This is a genomic window from Phycicoccus elongatus Lp2 (assembly GCF_000367525.1).
GTDB classification, from domain to species: domain Bacteria; phylum Actinomycetota; class Actinomycetes; order Actinomycetales; family Dermatophilaceae; genus Phycicoccus_A; species Phycicoccus_A elongatus.
Genome location: NZ_HF570956.1, coordinates 2,147,268 through 2,168,407, shown reverse-complemented (window position 1 = coordinate 2,168,407; position 21,140 = coordinate 2,147,268). Strand labels below are relative to the sequence as shown.

Below are 21,140 nucleotides of genomic sequence, written 5' to 3'. Positions count from 1 at the left end.
CCTCACCGGGTGCCGGACCTGGCACCCGCGGCGGCCTGAGCGGCCTCCCCGACATTGTCCATGACGACGGCCTTGATGAGCGAGGCGGCCCAAGCCAGGACCTCCTTGTCGCGCAGCGGCTGCCCGGCGACCGGTGCGGTCATGGGGCGCGGGACGAGGATCTGCGAGAGCGCGGGTTTGACGATGGAGCCCTTGTAGAGGCGCTGAAGGCGCAGCGTCTGGCTCTCGCGCAACTCCAGCGGGCCGAAGCGCACAAAAGTGCCCTGGACGCCGATGTCACCGATCCCGGCAGCCCGGGCAACCGTCCGCAGGCGGGCCACCTCGAGCAGGTTACGCACCGGCTCCGGCGGGGTGCCGTAGCGGTCCACCAGTTCGGCCTCGATCTCGGCGAGCCCCGCCTCGTCGACGACGGTCGCGAGCTTCTTGTAGGCCTCGAGGCGCAGTCGCTCGCCCGGGACATAGTCGTGGGGCAGATGGGCATCGACCGGCAGCTCGATCTTGATCTCGCCGAGTTGCTCATCGGTCTCGCCCTTGAAACTCGCGACGGCCTCACCGACGAGCCGGACATACAGGTCGAAACCGACACCGGCGATGTGGCCGGACTGCTCCCCACCGAGCAGGTTGCCGGCACCGCGGATCTCGAGGTCCTTCATGGCCACCTGCATGCCGGCGCCGAGGTCGGTGTGACTGGCGATCGTCTGCAGCCGGTCGTGCGCGGTCTCGGTGAGTGGTGCCTCCGGCGGGTAGAGGAAGTAGGAGTAGGCCCGCTCTCGGCCACGGCCGACCCGGCCCCGGAGTTGATGCAATTGGGAGAGCCCGAGGCGGTCGGCCCGCTCGACGATCAGCGTGTTGGCGTTGGAGATGTCCAGACCGGTTTCGACGATCGTCGTGCACACCAGGACGTCGAACTTCTTGTCCCAGAAGTCGAGCACGACCTGCTCGAGACGCCCCTCGCCCATCTTGCCGTGGGCCGTGGCGACCCGGGCCTCGGGCACGAGCTCCCGGATCCGGGAGGCAGCCTTCTCGATCGTCTGGACCTTGTTGTGGACGAGGAAGACCTGGCCCTCGCGCAGCAGTTCCCGTCGGATGGCGGCGGTCACCTGCTTCTCGTCGTAGGCACCGACGTAGGTGAGGACGGGGTGGCGTTCCTCGGGGGGCGTTGCGAGAGTTGACATTTCGCGTATGCCGGTCACGGCCATCTCGAGGGTGCGCGGGATCGGGGTCGCGGACATGGCGAGCACGTCGACCGCGGTGCGCATGCTCTTGAGCTGCTCCTTGTGCTCCACGCCGAAGCGCTGCTCCTCGTCGATGACGACCAAGCCGAGATCCTTGAAGCGGACCTCCTTGGAGAGCAATCGGTGGGTGCCGATGACCAGGTCGATGCTGCCGTCTGCGAGGCCCTCGACGACGGCCTTGGCCTCCTTGTCACTCTGGAAGCGTGAGAGCGCACGCACCGTGACGGGGAACTGGGCATAACGCTCGGAGAAGGTCTGCAGGTGCTGCTGGACGAGCAGGGTGGTGGGCACGAGCACGGCGACCTGCTTGCCGTCCTGGATCGCTTTGAAGGCCGCGCGCACCGCGATTTCGGTCTTGCCGTAGCCGACGTCACCGCAGACGAGGCGGTCCATGGGCACGCTGCGCTCCATGTCCTCCTTGACCTCGTCGATCGTGGAGAGCTGGTCGGGCGTCTCGATGTAGGCGAAGGCGTCCTCGAGCTCGCGCTGCCACGGGGTGTCCGGGGCGAAGGAATGCCCGGTCGTCGCCATCCGCGCGCTGTAGAGCTGGATGAGCTCGGCGGCGATCTGCTTGACGTGCCGTTTGGCGCGGGACTTGGTGGCCTGCCAGTCCGAGCCGCCGAGTTTGTTGAGGGTTGGCTGCTCGCCACCGACGTAGCGCGTCACCTGGTCCAGTTGGTCGGTGGGGACGAAGAGGCGGTCGCCGGGGTGACCACGCTTGGACGGGGCGTACTCGATGACCAGATATTCACGGGTGGCGCCCTGCACGGTGCGCTGCATCATCTCGACGAACTTGCCGACGCCGTGCTGCTCGTGCACGACATGGTCACCGGGGCGGAGCTGGAGCGGGTCGACCTGGTTGCGGCGCTTGGAGGGCATCCGCCGCATGTCCTTGGTCGAGCCACCGGTGACCGACGCAGTGCCCGTGAGGTCGGCCTCGGTGACGACCGCCAGCCGAGCGTCGGGCACGAGGAAACCGCGTCCCAGGCGGGCGCTGGTGACGTGCACGACGCCGGTGTCCAGGGTTCCGAGCGGCGACTCCAGCCGGGTGGCCAGGCCGGCGCCCGCGAGGACTTCGGCGATGCGCTTGGCGGAGCCGGGACCGTCGGTGACGACAGCGACCTTCCAGTCATCGCGCAGCCACTGGGCAAGGTCGGCCATGGCCGCTTCGGTGTCGCCGCGGTAGGTGGGTGCCGACTCGGTGCCGGAGCGGACGGCATCCGCACCGGTCTCGACATCCACGTCGAAGGGGCTGAGGTCCCACCACGGGAGTCCGATCATGGCGGCGTGTTCGCGCAACTGGGCCATCGACCAGTAGGAGCTCGAGCCCAACACCTCCTGGAGGTCGATCGGCACGGCGTTGCCGGACGCCGCGTTGGCCCAGCCCGCCTCGAGGAACTCCTGGCTGGTCGCGACCAGGTCGTGCGCGCGGGTGCGCACGCGCTCGGGGTCGACGAGGGTGACCGCGGCGTCCCGCGGAAGCACGTCGAGGATCGTCTCCATGCCCTCGAGCAGGGCGGGCGCGAGGGACTCCATGCCTTCGACGGCGATGCCGGCGGCGATCTTGTGGAGCATGTCGCGTGCTCCCGGCAGCTGATTGGCGAGGGCGTCGGCGCGCTCGCGCACCTGATCGGTGAGGAGCAGTTCCCGGCAGGGCGGCGCCCACAGGCCGTGCTCGGCGATCTCCAGGCTGCGCTGATCGGCGACCTTGAACCAGCGGATCTCCTCGACCTCGTCCCCCCAGAACTCCACCCGCACCGGGTGGTCCTCGGTCGGCGGGAACACGTCGAGGATGCCGCCGCGCACGGCGAACTCGCCGCGCTTCTCGACAAGATCGGTGCGGTGGTATGCCGCGGCCGCAAGGGCCTCGACGACCTGCTCGAGGGGGGCGGTGTCGCCGGCGCGTAGGGCCACGGGCTTGAGGTCGCCCAGACCCTTGGCGATCGGCTGCAGGACCGCCCGGATCGGCGCGACGACCACCCGCAGCGGGCCGTAGGTCGTGTCGTCGGGGTCCGGGTGCGCCAGCCGACGCAGCACGGCCAGCCGGGTGCCGACGGTGTCGGAGCGCGGGGAAAGACGTTCGTGCGGAAGGGTTTCCCATGAGGGGAAGAGGCCGACCGATTCTGCCGGGATCATCGCGGAAAGTGCCGCGACGAGGTCCTCCGCCTCGCGACTGGTGGCGGTCCCGACAAGGAGGCTGCGCGGCATACCCGAGGGGCCGGAGGCGGCCTGGAGGGCCGCGACGAGGGCGGCGCGTGCGCCGGGGGCGACGGCGACGTCGGCCACGTCCGCGGACCGGAGGGACTCGACGGTGCGGGCGATCGGACCGGCTCCGAGGAGAGCATCGAGCAGGGGGGCGAGTGTGATCATGAGGGTGCGTGGAACTTCTGTTGGGTGTCGAGCAGACCGACGGTGACGAGGGACTCGACGGCGTCGGCCGCGGTGTCGAGGAGGAAGGGGAGTTCCTTGCGTTCGACGGTGCCGAAATCGCGAAGGACGTAGTCGGCGGCGTCCATCCGGCCGGGCGGTCGGCCGATGCCGACCCGCACCCGCAGGTAGTCCTTGGTGCCGAGCGATGAACTGATGGAACGCAATCCGTTGTGTCCACCCTCGCCGCCCCCGAGCTTGACGCGCACGTCACCGGCGGGGATGTCGAGCTCGTCATGGATGACGACGAGCCGCTCGGGTGGGATCGAGAAGAAGGAGAGCAGGGCCTTGGTCGGGCCGCCGGACTCGTTCATGTAGGACGAGGGGACGGCGAGGACGACGCTCGGGCCGGGCACTCCCCCGGGAAGCATCCCGAGGCGGGCCTGGGCGGCGACGGCGCGCGCCTTGTGCGACTTGAGGGTGGACTTGGTGCGGCGGGCGAGTTCGTCGATGACCATCGCGCCGACGTTGTGCCGGTTGCCCGCGTAGCGCGGGCCGGGGTTGCCGAGTCCGACGATCGCCCAAGGTCCAGCAGTCACAACGACCAAGTATGCCGCGCTCGCCCCAACGACTGCGTCCGGGGTTTCCGTCGCCATGGCGACGGAAACCCCGGACCCAAGAGCGGGGAAACCGGTGGGGGCTCAGGCCTCGTCGGCGGCCGCGACCCCTTCGCCCTCTGCGGCCGCGGTGGCCTCCGCGTCGGCGTCGGACTCCTCGTGCTCGATGCCCGCCTCGGCCTCGGCCTCGGCCATCTCGGCGTCCAGGGCCTCCTGGGAGATCATCGCGGTGATGTTGACGACGAGCGCCTCGGCGTCGGTGACCAGGGTCGCGCCCGCAGGGAGTTCGACGGCGCCGGCGAGGATCTGGGTGCCGGCCTCGAGGCCCTCGACCGAGACGGTGAGCGACTCGGGGATGTTCGTGGCCTCGACCTCGAGCTGGAGGGTGTTGCTGTCCGTGGTGACGACGGTCTCCGGGGCGGCCTCGCCCTCGATGTGGACGGGGACGTCGACGGTGACCTTCTCGCCCTTGCGGACGATGACGAGGTCGACGTGCTCGATGACCGGCTTGATCGGGTCGCGCTGGACGTCCTTGGCCAGGGCCATGTGCTCCTCGTCGCCGAGGGTGATGGTGAGCAGCGCGTTGGCGTGCTTGAGCGCCATCATCGCGTCGTGGCCCGGGAGGGTGATGTGGATCGGCTTGGCGCCGTGGCCGTACATGACGGCGGGGATCTTGTGGTCGCGGCGGATCTTGCGGGCCGCGCCCTTGCCGAACTGAGTGCGCTCCTCGGCAACGAGCTTGTTGGTGCTGGACACGGGAACTCCTGACACGTGGTGGCGGGCGCGGCAGGGGAGCCGGGCCCTGAGGGGACGGGTGCGGGGCGAATGCCTCGCGGTGGGCCTCGACGCGGGACGACGCACGGACACGGGCGCCGCCGGCGGATCACATCGGATCTGCAGGCGCCACCGCGTCGATCACGGACATCGTCGCGACCGGACTGCTGTGGCCGGTGCTCCGTCCCTCGCCGAGGCAACCCTGCGAGTCTAGGCGATCCGTTGCGGCGGCGCGAAATCGGCGCCCTGGCGGCGGCATACCCCAACTTCTGCGTGACGCGGAGGTTCGCCCGCCGACCGGAAATAGCCGTGCGAAACCCCAACTTCTGCGCGACGCAGAAGCTGGGGTTCAGGCACCGTCAGTACGTCACGTACGTCACGGAGCGTGGACGGCCTCGGGCTCGGGGTCGACGAGGACGTCGTCGGCGGCAATCTCCGGGTGCTCGTCGACGGTGCGCATCTCGCCCATCCGCACGGCGACGACGCCGCCGAGGATGAGCAGCCCACCGATGGCGCGGATCAGCCCGGGGGTCTCCCCCAGCAAGACCCACGCAATGAGCACGGCGAAGAGCACCTCGGTGAGGCCGACGAAGGACGCGAGGGTGGACCCCAGGCGCCGGGCTCCCGCGATTCCCATCAGGTATGCCGCGGCCGCGGCGATGACGATGAGCTCGGCCAACGCCACCCACGCCGGCAACTGCGAGCCCCCCAGGACGACCGAGTCGCCACCCACGACGAAGGGCACGACACCGAGGACACCGGCCAGGACGAGGAGGACGAAGCCGGCCGTGAGACCCAGCCCGGCAAAGGCGACGGCCGGCACCGGGGTCGGGCGGGCCGCGAGCAGGTAGTGCCCGGCCATGCCGATGGCGGCGAACAGGCCCCAGAGGACCCCGACGACATCAGGCGCAGCCGCACCGAGGATCTGCAGCACGAGCGCGAGCCCGGCGATGGACAGCGCCACTCCGAGCAGGGTGTAGGCGTGGGGGGTGACGCGCGTGCGCAGCCAGATCCAGAGCACGACCAGGACGATGCCGAGGTACTCGATGAGCAGGGCAACGGCGACATCCAGGCGCTGGACCGCGCCGAAGTAGCCGAGTTGGGCGGCCGCGATGCCGAGCAGGCCGTAGCCGCCGACGAGCCCGAGGTGGCCGCGGATCTCGGCCCACCGTCCCCGCAGGGTCCCCAGGCTCCACGGAAGCAGGATGAGGGCGGCGCCTCCGACCCGGACCGTGACGACGGCCAACGGCGACCACCCGGCCGTGATCAACGCCTTGGCAAAGGTGCCCGACGTCGCGAAGAACAGGCACGAGGCGATGACGAGCACGAAGCCACTCCCCACCTTCTTGCGGATCGTCTCCACCATCACCAACACCCACTCTCTCGTCAGGACCAAAGTATGCTGTTGGGCATGACGATAGGGATCCCGAGCGTCAGGAGTCAACTTGATATTTGCTCCTGATACAGAAGTGACCCTCCAGTGGGCGGCCACGCTGGTCAACACCAAGCCCACGGTCGGTGCACCCGAGACGCTGAACACCGTCGCCGACCTGCTCGAACACATGGCGGGATGGTCCTGGACGGGCTCGATGCCCGACAACGACACCGATCTCGCGCAGGTGCGGCGGGTGCGTGATCGGCTCCGCACCCTGTGGGACGTCGATGTCGACCAAGCGGTCGACATCGTCAATGCGTTGCTCCGCGACGGTCGGGCGATGCCGCAGCTGGTCATCCACGAACCCTTCGGTTGGCACATCCACGGCACCGAACCCGATGCCCCCATCGCTGTGCGCATGGCCGTCGACGCCGCCATGGCCATGGTCGACGTCATCCGCACCGACACGCTCGATCGCCTCCGCCTGTGCGACCGCGAGGACTGCGACAACGTCCTGGTGGACCTCACCAAGAACCAGTCCCGCAAGTTCTGCGACACAGCGTGCGCCAACCGCGCGCACGCGGCCGCCTACCGAGCCCGAAAGGCCGCCACATGACCGACGCCTTCCCCACCTCGGCCGTGCTCGACGGGGGCCTGGCCACGCAACTCGAGGCCATGGGGCATGACCTCTCCTCCAGCCTTTGGTCGGCAAGCGTCCTGCGCATCGACCCCGCCGCCATCACGGCCGCACACCGCTCCTTCTTCGACGCCGGCGCGCAGGTCGCCACCACCGCGACCTACCAACTCACACCGGACTCCCTCTCCCGGGCCGGTATGCCGCGGGCAGACTTCGCGCCCCTTCTCACCCTTGCGGTGGCCGCGGCGCGACAGGCACGGGACGAGCACGGGTCGGGCTGGGTGGTGGGATCCGTCGGGCCCTACGGGGCCTCCCGGGCAGACGGTTCGGAGTACACCGGCGCCTACGACCTGCCCCGGGGCGAGGAGGGTCAGGCCATCCTCCGCGCACACCATCGCGAGCGCCTGGTCGCGCTCATCGAGGCAGGCGTGGATGCCCTGGCCGTCGAGACCCTCCCAACGGCGAGGGAGCTGGAGGCGGTTGTCGCAGAGCTCAATTCGATGGGTGCGACGACGCCGACGTGGTTCTCCTTCACCCCTGCACCGGGCGGCCGGACGACCCGCACGGGTGAGCCGCTCGCCGATCTCGCAGCGCTCGCGGCTGCCCATCCAGCCACCCTCGCAGTGGGCGTCAACTGCTGCCCGCCCGAGGACGTGGCGACGGCACTGACGGAACTGGACCCCGCGGCATACGAGTTGACGGGGGTGGCCTACCCCAACAGCGGCGAGACCTGGGACGCCGTCGCTCGCCAGTGGCGGGGTGAGGCCCAGTGGGACGAGGGCGGCGTCAGCGACTGGCGCCGGGCGGGCGCCACGCTCATCGGCGGTTGTTGCCGGGTCTTCCCCGACCAGATCGCCCGGCTCCCCCACTGACCTGCCGCGGTTGTTACCGGCCCCGGCGCGGAACAACCGCGGCATCCGGGAACAACGCCGGCACAGGGTCAGGCTCGGCCGCCGAACAGTGAGGTGACCGAGCCGTCGAGGAAGACCTCCCGCACGGCCGCCGAGATGAGCGGGGCAATGGACAGGACGGTCAAGCCGTCGAACTCCTGCTCGGGGTCGATCGGCAGGGTGTTGGTGACGATGATCTCCCGCGCCCCACAGGCCTGCAGCCGCTCGACGGCCGGCCCCGACAGGATCGGGTGAGTCGCCGCGATGACGACGTCCTTGGCGCCCGCCTCCATGAGGGCGTCGGCAGCCTTGGCGATCGTGCCGCCGGTGTCGATCATGTCGTCGACGAGCACGCAGACCCGGCCCTCGACCTCACCGACGACACGATTGGCGACGGTCTCGTTGGGGCGGTTGATGTCGCGCGTCTTGTGGATGAAGGCCAGCGGTGCACCGCCCAGGCGCTTGGACCACTGCTCGGCCACCTTGATCCGGCCGGCATCGGGAGAGACGACCGCAAGGTCCTGGTCGCCATACTTCTCCGCGACATAGGCGGACAGGATCGGGATCGCCATCAGGTGGTCGACGGGACCGTCGAAGAAGCCCTGGATCTGGTCGGTGTGGAGGTCGATGCAGATCAACCGGTCGGCGCCCGCGACCGCGAACATGTCGGCGATCATCCGTGCCGAGATCGGCTCACGCCCGCGATGCTTCTTGTCCTGACGGGCATAGCCGTAGAACGGCATGACGACGGTGATCCGCTTGGCACTGGCGCGCTTGGCCGCGTCGATCATGAGCAGGTGCTCCATGATCGCCTCGTTGATGGGGGCCGTGTGGCTCTGGAGGATGAAGACATCGGCTCCGCGCACCGACTCCTCGAAGCGCACGTAGATCTCGCCGTTGGCGAAGTTGTAGGCACTCGTCGGCACGAGTTCGGTCCCGAGGTCGGCGGCCACCTCCTGGGCGAGTCCCGGGTGCGCCCGACCGCTGAGGACCATCAGCCGCCTCTTGGGCCGCTTCTTGATGCTCGCGGACGGATGCCGCTCCTTCTCCTTCACCGTTCACCTTCCGTGTCGCTGTCGTCCCCGTCGGATGGGGTATGCCGTGTGCCCGCCGCAGCGGCCGCCTCGGCGGCCGCTGCGGTCCGGGTCCCGGGCCGGGCGCGCGCCACCCAGCCGGGCACATTGCGCTGCTTGGCACGCGCCACGGCGATCTCGCCCGGGTTGACGTCCTGGGTGAGCGCGGAGCCGGCCGCGACGTAGGCGCCGTCGGCGACATCGACCGGGGAGATGACCACGGTGTGGCTACCGACGAAGGAGTCCTTGCCGATGCGGCTGCGGTGCTTGGCCACACCGTCGTAGTTCGCGAAGATCGTGCCGGCCCCGATGTTGGCGCCGGGGCCGATCTCGACGTCACCGGCATACGTGAGATGGGGAACCTTGGCGCCGGCGCCGATCTGTGCGTTCTTGGTCTCGACGAAACCGCCCGCCGATCCTGCCCTTGGCCCCCAGCACCGTGCCCGGGCGCAGGTACGAATACGGCCCGACGGTCGCGCCGGCCCCGATCACGGCAAGGTTCGCCTTGGCCCGCTCGACCTCGGCCTCCTCACCCACCTCGGTGTCGATGAGGGTGACCTCGGGTCCGATCACTGCCCCGGAACCGATGGTCGTCGCGCCGAGCAGTTGGGTGCCGGGCAGGATGCGCGCGTCCTGGCCGATCGTCACGTCGGTGTCGATCCAGGTCGTCGCCGGGTCCACGATGGTGACCCCGGCGCGCATCCACTTCTCGCAGACCCGGTCGTTGAGGACGCGGCCCAACTTCGCGAGCTGGACCCGATCGTTGACGCCCTCGGTCTGCCAGATGTCGTCGATCCGGTGCGCGCCGACCCGGTGGCCGGCCGCGCGAGCGAGCGCGAGCACGTCGGTGAGGTACTTCTCCCCTTGGGCGTTGTCGGTGCCCACCTGCTCGAGGGCGTCCCGCAGGACCGCTGCGTCGAAGCCCCAGATGCCCGAGTTGATCTCACGGATGCTGCGTTCGGCCTCGCTCGCGTCCTTCTGCTCGACGATCCGCTCCACGCCGCCGTCGGCGCCCCGGACCACCCGGCCGTAGCCGGTGGGGTCGGCCACCTCGGCAGTGACGACCGTGACCGCGGCACCGCTGGCCGCGTGGGCGTTGGCCAGGTCGACGAGGGTCCGGCCCTCGATGAGGGGGACGTCACCGCTGGTGACGAGCACGGTGCCGACCAGGTCGGCTGGCAGTGCAGCAAGGCCGCACTCGACGGCTCGGCCGGTGCCCTTCACCTCGTCCTGGTCGGCGACGACGAGCGCCGGGTCGACGCTGGAGCAGTACTCCACGACGAGGTCGCGCTGGTGACGCACGACCACCTCGACGTGCTCAGCAGCCGTCGCGCGTGCGGCGCGGATGGCGTGGCCGAGGAGCGGCAACCCACCGATGGGGTGCAGGACCTTGGGGGTCGAGGACTTCATCCGGGTGCCTTCACCTGCGGCGAGGATGATGACGGCAGCCGGTCGGACGGAGTTCAACGCGGTGGCTCCTGCGGGGTGGGGAGGCGGCGTACCCGCTCACTCTAGCGAGTTCTCGCGTCGCCCCTGCCGCGGCGGTTGGCGGTGGATGCGCCGGTTGTGGCCCGTGATCAGCCGCAATGTCCCAGGGTGGGAGGAGACCGCATGATGGGTGACAGGCCAGGATCGACGGCAAGCCAGACTCCCGGCCCGACCCGGAGTTCCTCGAGCCCGAGTGCGACAGAGACCTCGGAGTCGCCCAGCCCGTCGGCGACTCCCACTCCCACCCCCACGCCGACGCGGGTGCCCACCCGGGCGCCGGTTCGCCGGCCCACGGTGCCTGTCGTCGTCCCGACCAGCGCGTTGCTGACACCAGAGCCCACTACGCCGACCAATCCGCCGAATACGACCCCGCCCCCCACGACCAGTACGCCCACGCCCACTCCGACGCAAACGCCGACGGAAACCAGTGAACCCACCCCGACGACTCCCGAGACCACCGCCCCGGCTCCCTCGAATTGAGGTCCGACGCCGCCTGAGCGCGTCCGGGTCGGGAGTGTCCCCGATCAGTCAGCCGGGGTGCGGGGCGGACGGACGGCTCCCCGGGTAGGAATCGAACCTACGTCGCTTGTCCTGATTCAAAGTCAGGCGGGCCCTGCCAGCAGACCAACCGGGGAACGCCCCGCGGCCTGCGCGGGAGCACAGCAAGGGTACGCGAGAGGCTGGCGGCGCTTCACATCCCGTCGCCGACGGTCCTGCCCACGCGGGTGGGCAAGAATGGGCGAGTGGCCACCGAACCGTCGACCAAGCGAGTAGCCAAGTCCCGCGCCCGGATGAGCGGCCGCGAGCGGCGGGAGCAACTGATCGGCATCGGTCGAAGCCTCTTCGCGGACAAGGGATTCGAGGGCACCACGGTCGAGGAAATCGCCCAGCGTGCCGGGGTCAGCAAGCCGGTCGTCTACGAGCACTTCGGCGGCAAGGAGGGCTTGTATGCCGTGGTCGTCGACCGCGAGATCGAGCGTCTCCTCGCGTCGATCACCGGCGCGCTCACCTCGTCCCTGTCCAGCCGCCAGATCCTCGAGGCCGCCGCCCTCGCCCTGCTCGACTACATCGAGGACTCGACGGACGGCTTCCGAATCCTGGTGCGGGACAGCCCGACCGGGCAGGCGACGGGCTCCTTCGCCAGCCTGATCTCCGACATCGCCAGCCAGGTCGAACACATCTTGGTCGCGCAGTTCAAGTCCCGCCGCCTCGACGCCAAAGCAGCGCCGATGTATGCCCAGATGCTCGTCGGCATGGTCGCCCTCACCGGTCAGTGGTGGCTGGAGAACAGCAAGGTGAAGAAGGACGAAGTGGCCGCCCACTTGGTCAATCTTGCGTGGAACGGCCTCACCGGCCTGGAACGCAACCCGATCGTCAGTCGGCACTGACCACCTTGTGCGCGACAGCGAAGATTCGTCGGAAGGGAAGGACCACGCCGAGCGGGGTGCGAGGGTAGGCGGCGGTGAGCTCCGCGGCATACGCCTCGAGGTATGCCGTGCGCTCACCCTCGTCGGTGAGCGCCTCGAGCACGGGGCGCAGGCCGGTGCCGCGAACCCACTCGAGGACCGGGTTCTCCTGTGCCCCAACGGGATCGAGCACGTGCAGATAGGTGCTCTCCCACACGTCGACCGAGGTGTCCGGCCCGGCCAGGGCTGCCAGGTAGTCCTCGGGTTCATCGCTCGCCGGCCGACGTAGCGCCTCCTCGATGACATCCCACCGGGGGTGTTCCTCCCCCACCGAACGCATGAGGCGATGGCTGGCCGCGCCGAAGTTGCCGGGGACCTGGAAGGCGAGCCAGCCGTCGTCGGCGAGGGCATCGACCAACGGTCGGAGCAGGTCGCGGTGTCCGTCCACCCACTGCAGGGCGGCATTGCTCGTGATGACGTCCACCGGCGACCCCACCGAGACGGGGTCCCAGGTGGCCAGATCCCCGAGCACCCACTCGACGCGGCCGTCGACGTCTTGGGCTGTGGCGGCCTCGATCATCGCCTCGGAGTTGTCGACGCCGATGATCCGCGCGCCGGGCCAACGCTCGGCCAGCACCATGGTGGCTGGCCCGTTGCCGCAGCCGAGGTCGACCACGACCTGTGGCGCACTCGCCCCGATGCGGTTGACGAGGTCGATGAAGGGGCGGGCGCGTTCGTCACCGAAGCGGGCGTACTGTCCGGGATCCCAGGTCGGCATCGTTCGGCTCCTTGTCGTCAGACCGTTGCGACCAGCCTTGCCCGGATATATCTTGATGTCAAGATACTTGACGTGCGTATTCTTGACGCATGAGCACGACCACCTCCTCCGGAGACGGCGTCGACCGCATCGTCGGCGCCTGGCGCCACGAGCGACCCGATCTCGACGTCACCCCGCTCGCCGTGCTCTCCCGCGTCTCCCGCCTGGCGCGTCGACTCGACCTGGCCCGCGGCGAGGCCTTCGCCGAGCAGGACCTCGAGGGCTGGGAGTTCGACGTGCTCTCGGCGCTGCGACGGGCCGGCGTCCCCTACGAGCTCTCCCCAGGGCAACTCGTCGCTGAGACCCTGGTCACCAGCGGCACGATGACCAACCGGGTCGACCGGCTGACCGCGCGCGGTTTCGTCGAACGACACCCCTCGGCGACCGACCGGCGCGGCGTCATCGTCCGCCTCACGGGCCTGGGCCTGCAGACCGTCGATGCGGCCCTGGAGGCCCTGCTGGCCCATGAGCGCGGCATCCTCACCGGTCTCGACGACTCCGAGCGCGCCACCTTGGTGGACCTCCTGCGCCGCGTGCTCGGCACCGTCGAGGCGAGCTGACCGAGCTGGCCTTCAGTCCACGAGGTCGGCAGCCTCCAGCCACTCCACCTCGAGGGCCTCGCGCTCGTCGACGATCGCGCGCAACTCGGCGTTGAGTCCCAGCACCCGAGCGTGGTCAGTGGCGTGCTCCAGCATCTGCTCGTGCAGGCGACCCTCCCGCTCGCCGAGCCGGGCCAGTTGCTTCTCCACGCGCGCCATCACCTTGCGCGCCTCGCGGAGCTCGGCCGGGCTCGCGGTGCTCGGCGCGGTGCTCGCCGGCGCCGCGGCAGGCGCGGGCACCGCCGTGCCAGGGGTATGCCGCGGGGCCGGCTGATCCCCCCGCAGGCGTAGGTACTGCTCCACACCCCCTGGCAGGTCACGCACCTTGCCGTCACCGAGCAGGGCGACCTGCCGGTCACAGACCCGTTCGAGCAGGTAGCGGTCGTGCGAGACGACGAGCAGGGTGCCGGCCCACCCGTCGAGCACGTCCTCCAGAGAGGTGAGCGTCTCGATGTCGAGGTCGTTGGTGGGCTCGTCGAGGAGCAGCACGTTCGGCTCGCTCATGAGCAGGCGTGTCAGCTGCAGCCGGCGCCGCTCCCCACCGGAGAGATCGCGCACGCGCGTCTGCTGGCGCGGCCCCGTGAATCCCAGTCGCTGCGCCAGTTGCGAGGCGCTGATCTCCCTGCGCCCCAACCGGATCGTCGATTTCACCGCCTCCACTGCCTCGATGACCCGTCGGTCGGCCCACTCCTCGAGCTCGCGCACTTCCTGGGTCAGGTGCGCCACCTGCACGGTGACCCCGACCTTGCGCTTTCCCGCCGAGAGGGGCACCTCGCCGGCAAGGACACGCAGGAGGGTCGACTTCCCGGCACCGTTGACCCCGACGATGCCGATCCGCTCCCCCGGCGCGAGATGCCAGGTCACCCGGTCGAGCAGCGCCCGCCCGGCGACCTCGACCGAGGCGTCCTGCAGATCGATGACGTCCTTGCCCAGGCGCGAGGTGGCGAAGCCGACCAGCTCGACGTCGTCGCGCGGGGGTGGCTCGGCCGCGATCAGTGCATTGGCCGCCTCGATGCGAAACTTCGGCTTGCTCGTGCGGGCGGGGGCGCCACGGCGCAGCCAGGCGAGTTCCTTGCGCAACAGGTTGTCGCGGCGGTCCGCCGCCGCCGCGATGCGCGAGCGCTCGGCCTTGGCCAGGACGAACGCGGCATACCCACCCTCGTAGGCGTGGACCGCGCCGTTCTCCACCTCCCACGTCTGCCCGGCGACGGCGTCGAGGAACCAGCGGTCGTGAGTGATGGCGAGGATCGCGTTCGTCGGCGACGAGTGACGGCGCACGAGGTGGTCGGCAAGCCAGGCCACACCCTCGACGTCGAGGTGGTTGGTCGGCTCGTCGAGGAGCAGGACGTCGGGACGCTGGACGAGGAGTGCGGCGAGCGCGATCCGCCGGCGCTCTCCGCCGGAGAGTGGCGCGATGGTCGCGTCGAGTCCACCGACCCCCGCACCGTCGGTCCCGCCGAGCAGACCCTCGAGGATGTCGCGGATGCGCGGGTCAGCGGCCCACTCGTGCTCGGGGAGGTCCCTCAGGACGACCTCGTGAACCGTGCGGGTCGGGTCGAGAGTGTCGTCCTGGCTGAGGGTGCCGACGGTGAGGCCACCGACCCGCGCCACGCGTCCGGAGTCGACGGTCCGCGTGCCCGAAAGCACGCGCAGCAGGGTCGTCTTGCCGCCGCCATTGCGCCCAACGATGCCGATGCGGTCACCACCCCCCAGGCCGAGGGAGACGGCGTCGAGCACCTGGGTGGTGCCGAGGGCGAGGGAAGCACGCTCGACCGAGATGAGGTTGGGCACGGGAGAGGACGTCGCTTCAGTCGACCGGGCCGGGGATGACGTGCGCGCCATGGACCGGGCCGTGCGCGCGGCGCACGTCGCGGACCGCCCCACTGGCGGTGAGCGCGACGGCCAGGTCGAGGGCGGTCTCGTGGTCCCGCGCGAGGAAGGCCACCGTGGGGCCCGAGCCGGAAACGATGCCCGCGAGGGCCCCGAACTCGAGTCCGTCGTCGATGACCTCCTGCAGGCCCGGACGCAGCGCGATGGCCGCCTCCTGCAGGTCGTTGCGCAGATGCAGCGCCAATTGGGTCGGATCCCCGGATCGCAGCGCTCCCATGAGTTCGGGGGTCGGGCTGGGCTCGGGGATGTCGCGGTCGGCCCGCAGCCGGTCGATCTCGGCGAAGACGGTCGGGGTCGAGAGGCCGCCTTCGGCGAGGGCGAAGACCCAATGGAAGGTCCCGCGAGCCAGGACCGGCGCCAGCCGCTCCCCGCGGCCGCTGCCGATGGCCGTGCCGCCGGCGACGAGGAAGGGCACATCGCTGCCGAGGTCGGCCCCGATCTCCTCGAGCTCCTCCCTGGCCATGCCGAGTTCCCAGAGCCGGTCGCAGGCAACGAGTGCCGCTGCAGCATCGGCACTGCCTCCGGCCATCCCGCCGGCCACCGGAATGCCCTTGCGGATGGTGATGTGCACCGCGGTGTCGATTTCGGTGACGCGGGCGAGGGCCCGGGCGGCGCGGACGGCGAGGTTGTCGCCGCTCTCCGGGACACCGACTGCCAGGGGGCCGGTGACGGTGCACCCCCAATCATCGGCCTCGACGACCGTGACGTCGTCATGCAGGCTCACGGCCTGGAAGACCGTCGACAGGGAGTGGAAGCCGTCCGGGCGCAGCCCACCGACGAGGAGCTCGAGGTTGACCTTGCCGGGGACACGCACCGTCACCGGCACGGGCGCGAGATGGGCCGAGGTCATGACGCCACCCTAGTCAGGACCGGGCGCCTGGCGTCCATCCCGAGCCGGCGGCGGCTGGGACCAGCGGGGTTCACCTGCCTCGTGCTTCGGCGAGGGCCGCGAACTGATGGATGTCGAGGCGTTCACCGCGCAGGGTCGGGTCGATCCCGGCCGCGCGGCACACCCGCTCCGCCTCGGCCGGGGACCCGGCCCATGTGGCCAGGGCGGCCCGCAGGGTCTTGCGCCGCTGGGCGAAGGCAGCGTCGACGCAGGCGAAGACGTCGGCCCGGCTCACCGTCGTCTCGGGGGCCGAGCGGCGCTCGAAGGCGACCAAACCGGAGTCGACATTCGGGACCGGCCAGAAGATCGAGCGGGAAACGGTGCCGGCGAGCCGCACATCGGCATACCACGCAGCCTTCGCCGAGGGCACGCCGTAGGCCTTGGAGCCGGGCCGGGCCGCCAACCGCTCGGCCACTTCGAGCTGGACCATGACCAGGATGCGCTCGATGGTCGGGAAGAGCTCGAGGAAGCGCAGGACGACGGGCACCGAGACGTTGTAGGGGAGGTTGGCGACCAGCGCCGTCGGCGCCGGACCGGGCAGCGTGTGCACCTGCAGGGCGTCGGCATGGACGACGAGCAGGCGCTCGGCGAGATCGGGGGCCCGGGCACCGACGGTGTCCGGCAGGGCGGCAGCCAGGACGGGGTCGACCTCGAGGGCGATGACCGTGCGCACCGCGGGAAGGAGTGCCAGGGTCAGCGAGCCGAGCCCCGGGCCCACCTCGGCGACGACGTCGTTCGGCCCCACGCCCGCGACCCGCACGATGCGCTCGACCGTGTTGCCGTCGACGACGAAGTTCTGCCCCCACTGCTTGGTCGGGCGGATCCCGAGCCGGTCGGCGAGCTCGCGCACCTGCGATGCCCCGAGCAGGCGTGCGGTCGGCTCGGGCATGGCGTCACTCTAGACGCGCACAAAGCGGTATGCCGTGCGCCCGGGTGGGCGCACGGCATACGGCGTGGTCGTGAGCAGGCTCAGCCCTTGCAGCTCCACTGGCCCAGGCCCGAGTAGGCGTAGAGCCGGTTGGCGACGGTGATCTGCTGCTCCCGGGTGGCCAGGTCGGCACGCTGGGCGAAGTCGCCACCGCCGTTGCCGAGCCAGGTCTGGTAGGAGAACTGCAGGCCGCCGTAGTAGCCGTTGCCGGTGTTGATGCTCCAGTTGCCGCCGGACTCGCACTGGGCGACGCGGTCCCACATGGCGGCGTTGGCCAAATTGATCCCGCCACCGGAGGTGTTGCCGGCGCTGGCCGCAGGCGCAGCCGGTGCCGAGGCCGGACGGGCCTGGGTGCCCTTGGCGACAACCTGGGCGACGGGCTCACGGGTGACGGTGGAGCCGGTCTGCGATTCGCTCTCGACCTGCCCGTCGACGACGACCTGCTGGACGGTGATGGTGCGCTCGCCGGCCACGCCCTTGGTGACGACCTTCTTCTGGTCGGTGTAGAGCGTGTCGTCGGTGGTCTCGGTCGTGCCGAAGGCGATCTCCTCGGTGGAGGTCGTGTCGCGCAGTTCGACGCGGTTGACGACGATGCTCATGCCGTTGGCCACTGCGGTGTCGGCGCCGGGGTTGATCCGGTCCTTGTCACCGATCGCGACGCCCTGGTCCTTGAGCAGGTCACCGATCGTGGCCGAGGTGGTGGTGAGGGGCTGGGCCTGGCCACCGACGGTCAGGGTGACGTCCTTGGGAGTGGTCACCGAGAAGGTGAGGCCCTGACGGCCCAGGGTCTGCGAGCGCGAGGCCGAGATGACCGCCCCGTCGGCGTGCAGGCCGAGGTCCTTGAGCGCGGCGTCGACCGTCGTCGCGGTCGTCCAGTACTCCTTGACCACACCGTCGACCGTGACGACCAGCTTGCGTGCGTAACGCACGGTGATGGTGTCGCCGTCCTTGACCTTCGAGCCCAATGACGGGACGACCTGGTCACGCGCGCCGACCGTGATGTCCTGGCCGTCCAGGACGTCGGCGACGGTGGAGCCGAAGCTGTGCGCGGACGAGCTCTTGCCGTCGACCGAGAGGGTGACGGACTTGTCGAGAGCGGTCACGCCGAAGGATCCGGCGATGACGGTCAGGGCTGCTGCGCCTTGGGCGAGCAGGGGCAAGGGGCGAAAGTTCACTGCACTCCGATGATCAAACTTCCCGGGCACCGAGCAGCGAGGACCGGACAGGGGTTGCCGGTGCGAGCCATCAGGGGAGGGCCCGCCGGAGGCGGTCGGGCAGGGGTGCCGACACGCTCCGCTCGCCGGGTTCAGCCCCGGCCAACCCATCCACCATGCCGGAACGCGCGAACGAAGGTCAAGTTTTGATAACGGCCGCCCCCAAGGCTGGTCTCAGGCGTGGGTGGCGTGCGTGACGAGTGTGACTGGAGGGGTTGGTCACCAAGAGCCGTAGAGCCGCTCACCGGTCTGGTTGACCTGGTGACACAACTCGGGAACGGAGACGCCGAGCACGGCTGCCGCCCGGCGGACCGTCAGCGGGAGCATGACCGGCGCGTTGGTGGCGCCCCGGAAGGGGTGAGGCGTCAGGTAGGGCGCATCGGTCTCGACGAGCACCCGGTCGAGGGGTGTCACGGCGAGCGCGTCACGCAGTTCCTGGGAGCTCTTGAAAGTGATGGGTCCGGCGAAGGAGAGGTGGTAACCCCGGTCGACGCACTCGCGCGCAAACCTGACGTCACCCGAAAAACAGTGCAGCACAACCTTTTCGGGGGCTTGTTCGCTGTCGAGGACGCGGAGGACGTCGTCATGCGCGTCCCGGTCATGGATCTGGAGCGTCTTCCCGAGTCGCTTGGCGAGGTCGATGTGCCAGCGGAAGGACTCCTCCTGCACACCTCGCCCCTCGGGCCCGGTCCGGAAGAAGTCGAGCCCGGTCTCCCCGACCACGCGCACCCGCGGGTGCGCGGCATACTCCTCGATCTCGTCGTATGCCGCGGCGAGCCTCCCCGACGCCGCCAAGCGTGGGGCGTCGTTGGGGTGCAGGGCCACCCCGCCGAGGATCTGCGGGTGCTCGTCGACCAGCCCGATGGTGAGCCGGGCCGAGGGCAGGTCACAACCGATCTGCATGACGCGCGTCACACCGACCCGGGCCGCCTCGCGCAGGGCTGCGGCGACGTCGATCGGCTCGCCCTCGCGGCTGATGTCGAGATGGGTGTGGTTGTCGAAGACAGGGATCTGGAGTGGATCCGGGAACTCGATCTCGCGCGGCATACGGTGCCCGGCCCTAGGGCTCAGCCGCCCATCCGGGCGAGTTCCTCGTCGACGACCGAGTCGTCGAGTTTGGTGAAGACCGGCGCCGGCTTGGCGATCGGGGTGCCGACGACGACCGGCGTCCGGCCCCAGCGTGGGGTCTTGGAGTACTCGCCGGTGATGACCGGATAGGTGCGGTCGGCATCGCCGTCGAGGCCGCTGACATCCGCGATGACCGGCATCGGCATGAACTGACCTTGGCCACCGAGCACGGCATGCACCCGGTTGGCCGCATGCGGCAGGACCGGCGCGAGAATCGTGTTGAGATCGCTCACGCACTGGATGAGGGTGTGCAGCACCGTGGCCAGGCGCTCGCGCTGGTCGCCGCCCTTGAGCTTGAAGGGTTCGGTGCGCGACACGTAGGCGTTGACCTCACCCACGGCGCGCATCGCCTCGGCCGTCGCCGCCTTGACGCGCTGACGGGCCAGCAGGTCGCCGACGGTGGTGAAGGCCTGCTCGACCGTGGCGAGCACGGCCTCGTCGACCTCGTCCAGTGGGCCGGGTTGCGGGATCTCGCCGAAGTTCTTGGCGACCATCGCCGCCGAGCGTGAGACCAGGTTGCCCCAGCCGGCGACGAGCTCGGAGTTGTTGCGCTGGACGAAGTCGCGCCAGGTGAAGGCGCTGTCCTGGCTCTCCGGACCGGCCGCACAGATGAAGTAGCGGATGCCGTCGGGGCCGTAGCGGTCGAGGACGTCGCGCACGAGGACGACGTGGCCGCGGCTGGTGGAGAACTGCTGGTCGCCGAAGGTGAGGTACTCGCTCGAGACGACCTCGGTCGGCAGGTTGAGCACCCCGAACTCGCCGGGGCTGCCGCCGTGAGCGCCGCGACCGGCATACGCCAGGAGCTCGGCCGGCCAGATCTGGGAGTGGAAGGTGATGTTGTCCTTGCCCATGAAGTAGTAGGACAGCGCCTCCGGGTCGTTCCACCACTCGCGCCAGCGGTCGGCCTGGCTCTGGCCGTCGACCTCCGGCAGGCGTCGGGCCCACTCGATCGACGCCGAGAGGTAGCCGACGACCGCGTCGAACCAGACATAGAGCCGCTTGGTCGGCTGGTCGCGCCAGCCGTCGAGTGGCACCGGGATACCCCAGTCGATGTCACGGGTCATCGCGCGCGGCTTGATGTCGTCGAGGATGTTGAGGCTGAACTTGATGACGTTGGGGCGCCAGGTGCCGCTCGCCTCGCGACCTTCGAGCCAGGTGCGCAGGGAGTCCGCGAGCGCCGGGAGGTCGAGGAAGAAGTGCTGGGTCTCGACGAAGACCGGCGTCTCGCCGTTGACCTTGGAGCGCGGGTTGACCAGTTCCTCGGGCTCGAGCTGGTTGCCACAGTTGTCGCACTGGTCGCCACGGGCCTCGCCGTAACCACAGATGGGGCAGGTGCCCTCGATGTAGCGGTCCGGCAGGGTGCGGCCGGTGCTGGGCGAGATGGCGCCGCGCTGGGTGCGCTCGACCATGTAGCCGTTCTCCCAGCAGCGCCGGAAGAGCTCCTGGGCGACGGCATAGTGGTTGTCGGTCGTCGTGCGCGTGTAGAGGTCGTAGGAGCAGCCCAGGTCGGCGAGCTCGGCGGCGATGATCGCGTGGTTCTTGTCGACCAGCTCTCGGGGGGTCACGCCCTCCTTGTCGGCCAGGACGAGGATCGGCGTCCCGTGCTCGTCGGAGCCGCTCACCATGAGCACGTCGTGCCCGGCCATCCGCATGTACCTGGAGAAGACGTCCGAGGGCACCGCGAACCCGGCGACGTGGCCGAGGTGACGCGGGCCGTTGGCATAGGGCCAGGCGACGGCGGAGAGGACCTTGCTCATGATCCAGAATCCTAGGTGTACCCGGCCATCACGTTGGTGACAGTCGACTGGTGGGG

16 protein-coding genes, 1 tRNA gene and 1 pseudogene are annotated in these 21,140 nt (G+C 70.0%); 4 read left to right on the top strand and 14 right to left on the bottom strand.

All coding sequences use genetic code 11. From position 1 onward, the window contains the following. Positions 1-2: 2 nt before the first annotated feature. From mfd to BN10_RS10450, 4 genes are all read right to left on the bottom strand, one after another. Positions 3-3,605 (bottom strand): transcription-repair coupling factor, encoded by a 3,603-nt coding sequence (mfd, locus tag BN10_RS10465; RefSeq protein ID WP_010851218.1) that lies wholly within the window; start codon positions 3,603-3,605, stop codon positions 3-5. Next, a complete protein-coding gene (gene pth, locus BN10_RS10460) occupies positions 3,602-4,258 on the bottom strand; it encodes an aminoacyl-tRNA hydrolase (protein WP_010851217.1) in 657 nt (218 codons plus the stop codon). Before pth ends, mfd begins: the two co-directional genes overlap by 4 nt. 45 nt (positions 4,259-4,303) lie before the next feature. Next, positions 4,304-4,975: a 50S ribosomal protein L25/general stress protein Ctc gene (locus BN10_RS10455; RefSeq protein ID WP_010851216.1), complete on the bottom strand. Its 672-nt coding sequence runs from the start codon at positions 4,973-4,975 to the stop codon at positions 4,304-4,306. Positions 4,976-5,369: 394 nt separating this feature from the next. Further along, positions 5,370-6,359 (bottom strand): EamA family transporter, encoded by a 990-nt coding sequence (locus tag BN10_RS10450; RefSeq protein WP_051369844.1) that lies wholly within the window; start codon positions 6,357-6,359, stop codon positions 5,370-5,372. A 103-nt stretch (positions 6,360-6,462) separates the two neighbouring features. On the opposite strand from BN10_RS10450, the gene BN10_RS10445 reads away from it, so the two are divergent. Both BN10_RS10445 and mmuM read left to right on the top strand, forming a co-directional pair. After that, positions 6,463-6,984: a CGNR zinc finger domain-containing protein gene (locus tag BN10_RS10445; RefSeq protein ID WP_233354304.1), complete on the top strand. Its 522-nt coding sequence runs from the start codon at positions 6,463-6,465 to the stop codon at positions 6,982-6,984. Beyond that, entirely contained in the window at positions 6,981-7,877 is an 897-nt protein-coding gene (mmuM, locus tag BN10_RS10440; protein WP_010851213.1) for a homocysteine S-methyltransferase, read from the top strand. The genes BN10_RS10445 and mmuM overlap by 4 nt, the downstream gene beginning before the upstream one ends. A 68-nt stretch (positions 7,878-7,945) precedes the next feature. On the opposite strand, the gene BN10_RS10435 is transcribed toward mmuM, so the two are convergent. The 3 genes and pseudogenes from BN10_RS10435 to BN10_RS10425 all read right to left on the bottom strand — a co-directional run bounded on the left by BN10_RS10435 (position 7,946) and on the right by BN10_RS10425 (position 11,091). Then, positions 7,946-8,950, bottom strand: coding sequence for a ribose-phosphate diphosphokinase (locus BN10_RS10435; protein ID WP_010851212.1), 1,005 nt, complete (start codon positions 8,948-8,950; stop codon positions 7,946-7,948). Beyond that, positions 8,947-10,435, bottom strand: a pseudogene (gene glmU / locus BN10_RS10430) (bifunctional UDP-N-acetylglucosamine diphosphorylase/glucosamine-1-phosphate N-acetyltransferase GlmU). The gene BN10_RS10435 and the pseudogene glmU overlap by 4 nt, the downstream one beginning before the upstream one ends. A gap of 577 nt (positions 10,436-11,012) precedes the next feature. Continuing rightward, positions 11,013-11,091 (bottom strand) — tRNA-Gln (locus tag BN10_RS10425). A gap of 156 nt (positions 11,092-11,247) precedes the next feature. Here BN10_RS10425 and BN10_RS10420 point away from each other — a divergent pair. After that, positions 11,248-11,844, top strand: coding sequence for a TetR/AcrR family transcriptional regulator (locus tag BN10_RS10420; RefSeq protein ID WP_040751465.1), 597 nt, complete (start codon positions 11,248-11,250; stop codon positions 11,842-11,844). On the opposite strand, the gene BN10_RS10415 is transcribed toward BN10_RS10420, so the two are convergent. Then, positions 11,831-12,640 (bottom strand): methyltransferase domain-containing protein, encoded by an 810-nt coding sequence (locus tag BN10_RS10415; RefSeq protein WP_010851206.1) that lies wholly within the window; start codon positions 12,638-12,640, stop codon positions 11,831-11,833. The genes BN10_RS10420 and BN10_RS10415 overlap by 14 nt on opposite strands. Before the next feature lie 89 nt (positions 12,641-12,729). On the opposite strand from BN10_RS10415, the gene BN10_RS10410 reads away from it, so the two are divergent. After that, on the top strand, positions 12,730-13,239 hold the full coding sequence (locus BN10_RS10410) for a MarR family winged helix-turn-helix transcriptional regulator (RefSeq protein WP_010851205.1): 510 nt from the start codon (positions 12,730-12,732) through the stop codon (positions 13,237-13,239). 12 nt (positions 13,240-13,251) lie between these two features. On the opposite strand, the gene BN10_RS10405 is transcribed toward BN10_RS10410, so the two are convergent. From BN10_RS10405 to metG, 6 genes are all read right to left on the bottom strand, one after another. Then, entirely contained in the window at positions 13,252-15,069 is a 1,818-nt protein-coding gene (locus BN10_RS10405) for an ABC-F family ATP-binding cassette domain-containing protein (protein ID WP_010851204.1), read from the bottom strand. A gap of 16 nt (positions 15,070-15,085) precedes the next feature. Further along, positions 15,086-16,018, bottom strand: a complete 933-nt coding sequence (locus tag BN10_RS10400; protein ID WP_010851203.1) for a 4-(cytidine 5'-diphospho)-2-C-methyl-D-erythritol kinase — start codon at positions 16,016-16,018, stop codon at positions 15,086-15,088. A 70-nt stretch (positions 16,019-16,088) separates the two neighbouring features. Next, a complete protein-coding gene (rsmA, locus tag BN10_RS10395; protein ID WP_010851202.1) occupies positions 16,089-16,946 on the bottom strand; it encodes a 16S rRNA (adenine(1518)-N(6)/adenine(1519)-N(6))-dimethyltransferase RsmA in 858 nt (285 codons plus the stop codon). A gap of 80 nt (positions 16,947-17,026) precedes the next feature. Beyond that, positions 17,027-18,160 (bottom strand): resuscitation-promoting factor, encoded by a 1,134-nt coding sequence (locus BN10_RS10390; RefSeq protein ID WP_010851200.1) that lies wholly within the window; start codon positions 18,158-18,160, stop codon positions 17,027-17,029. Positions 18,161-18,418: 258 nt separating this feature from the next. Beyond that, the gene (locus tag BN10_RS10385) at positions 18,419-19,246 is read right to left on the bottom strand and encodes a TatD family hydrolase (protein ID WP_010851199.1); all 828 of its coding nucleotides are present in this window, start codon (positions 19,244-19,246) and stop codon (positions 18,419-18,421) included. Between the two features lie 20 nt (positions 19,247-19,266). Next, positions 19,267-21,084, bottom strand: coding sequence for a methionine--tRNA ligase (gene metG / locus BN10_RS10380; RefSeq protein ID WP_010851198.1), 1,818 nt, complete (start codon positions 21,082-21,084; stop codon positions 19,267-19,269). Between the last annotated feature and the right edge of the window lie 56 nt (positions 21,085-21,140).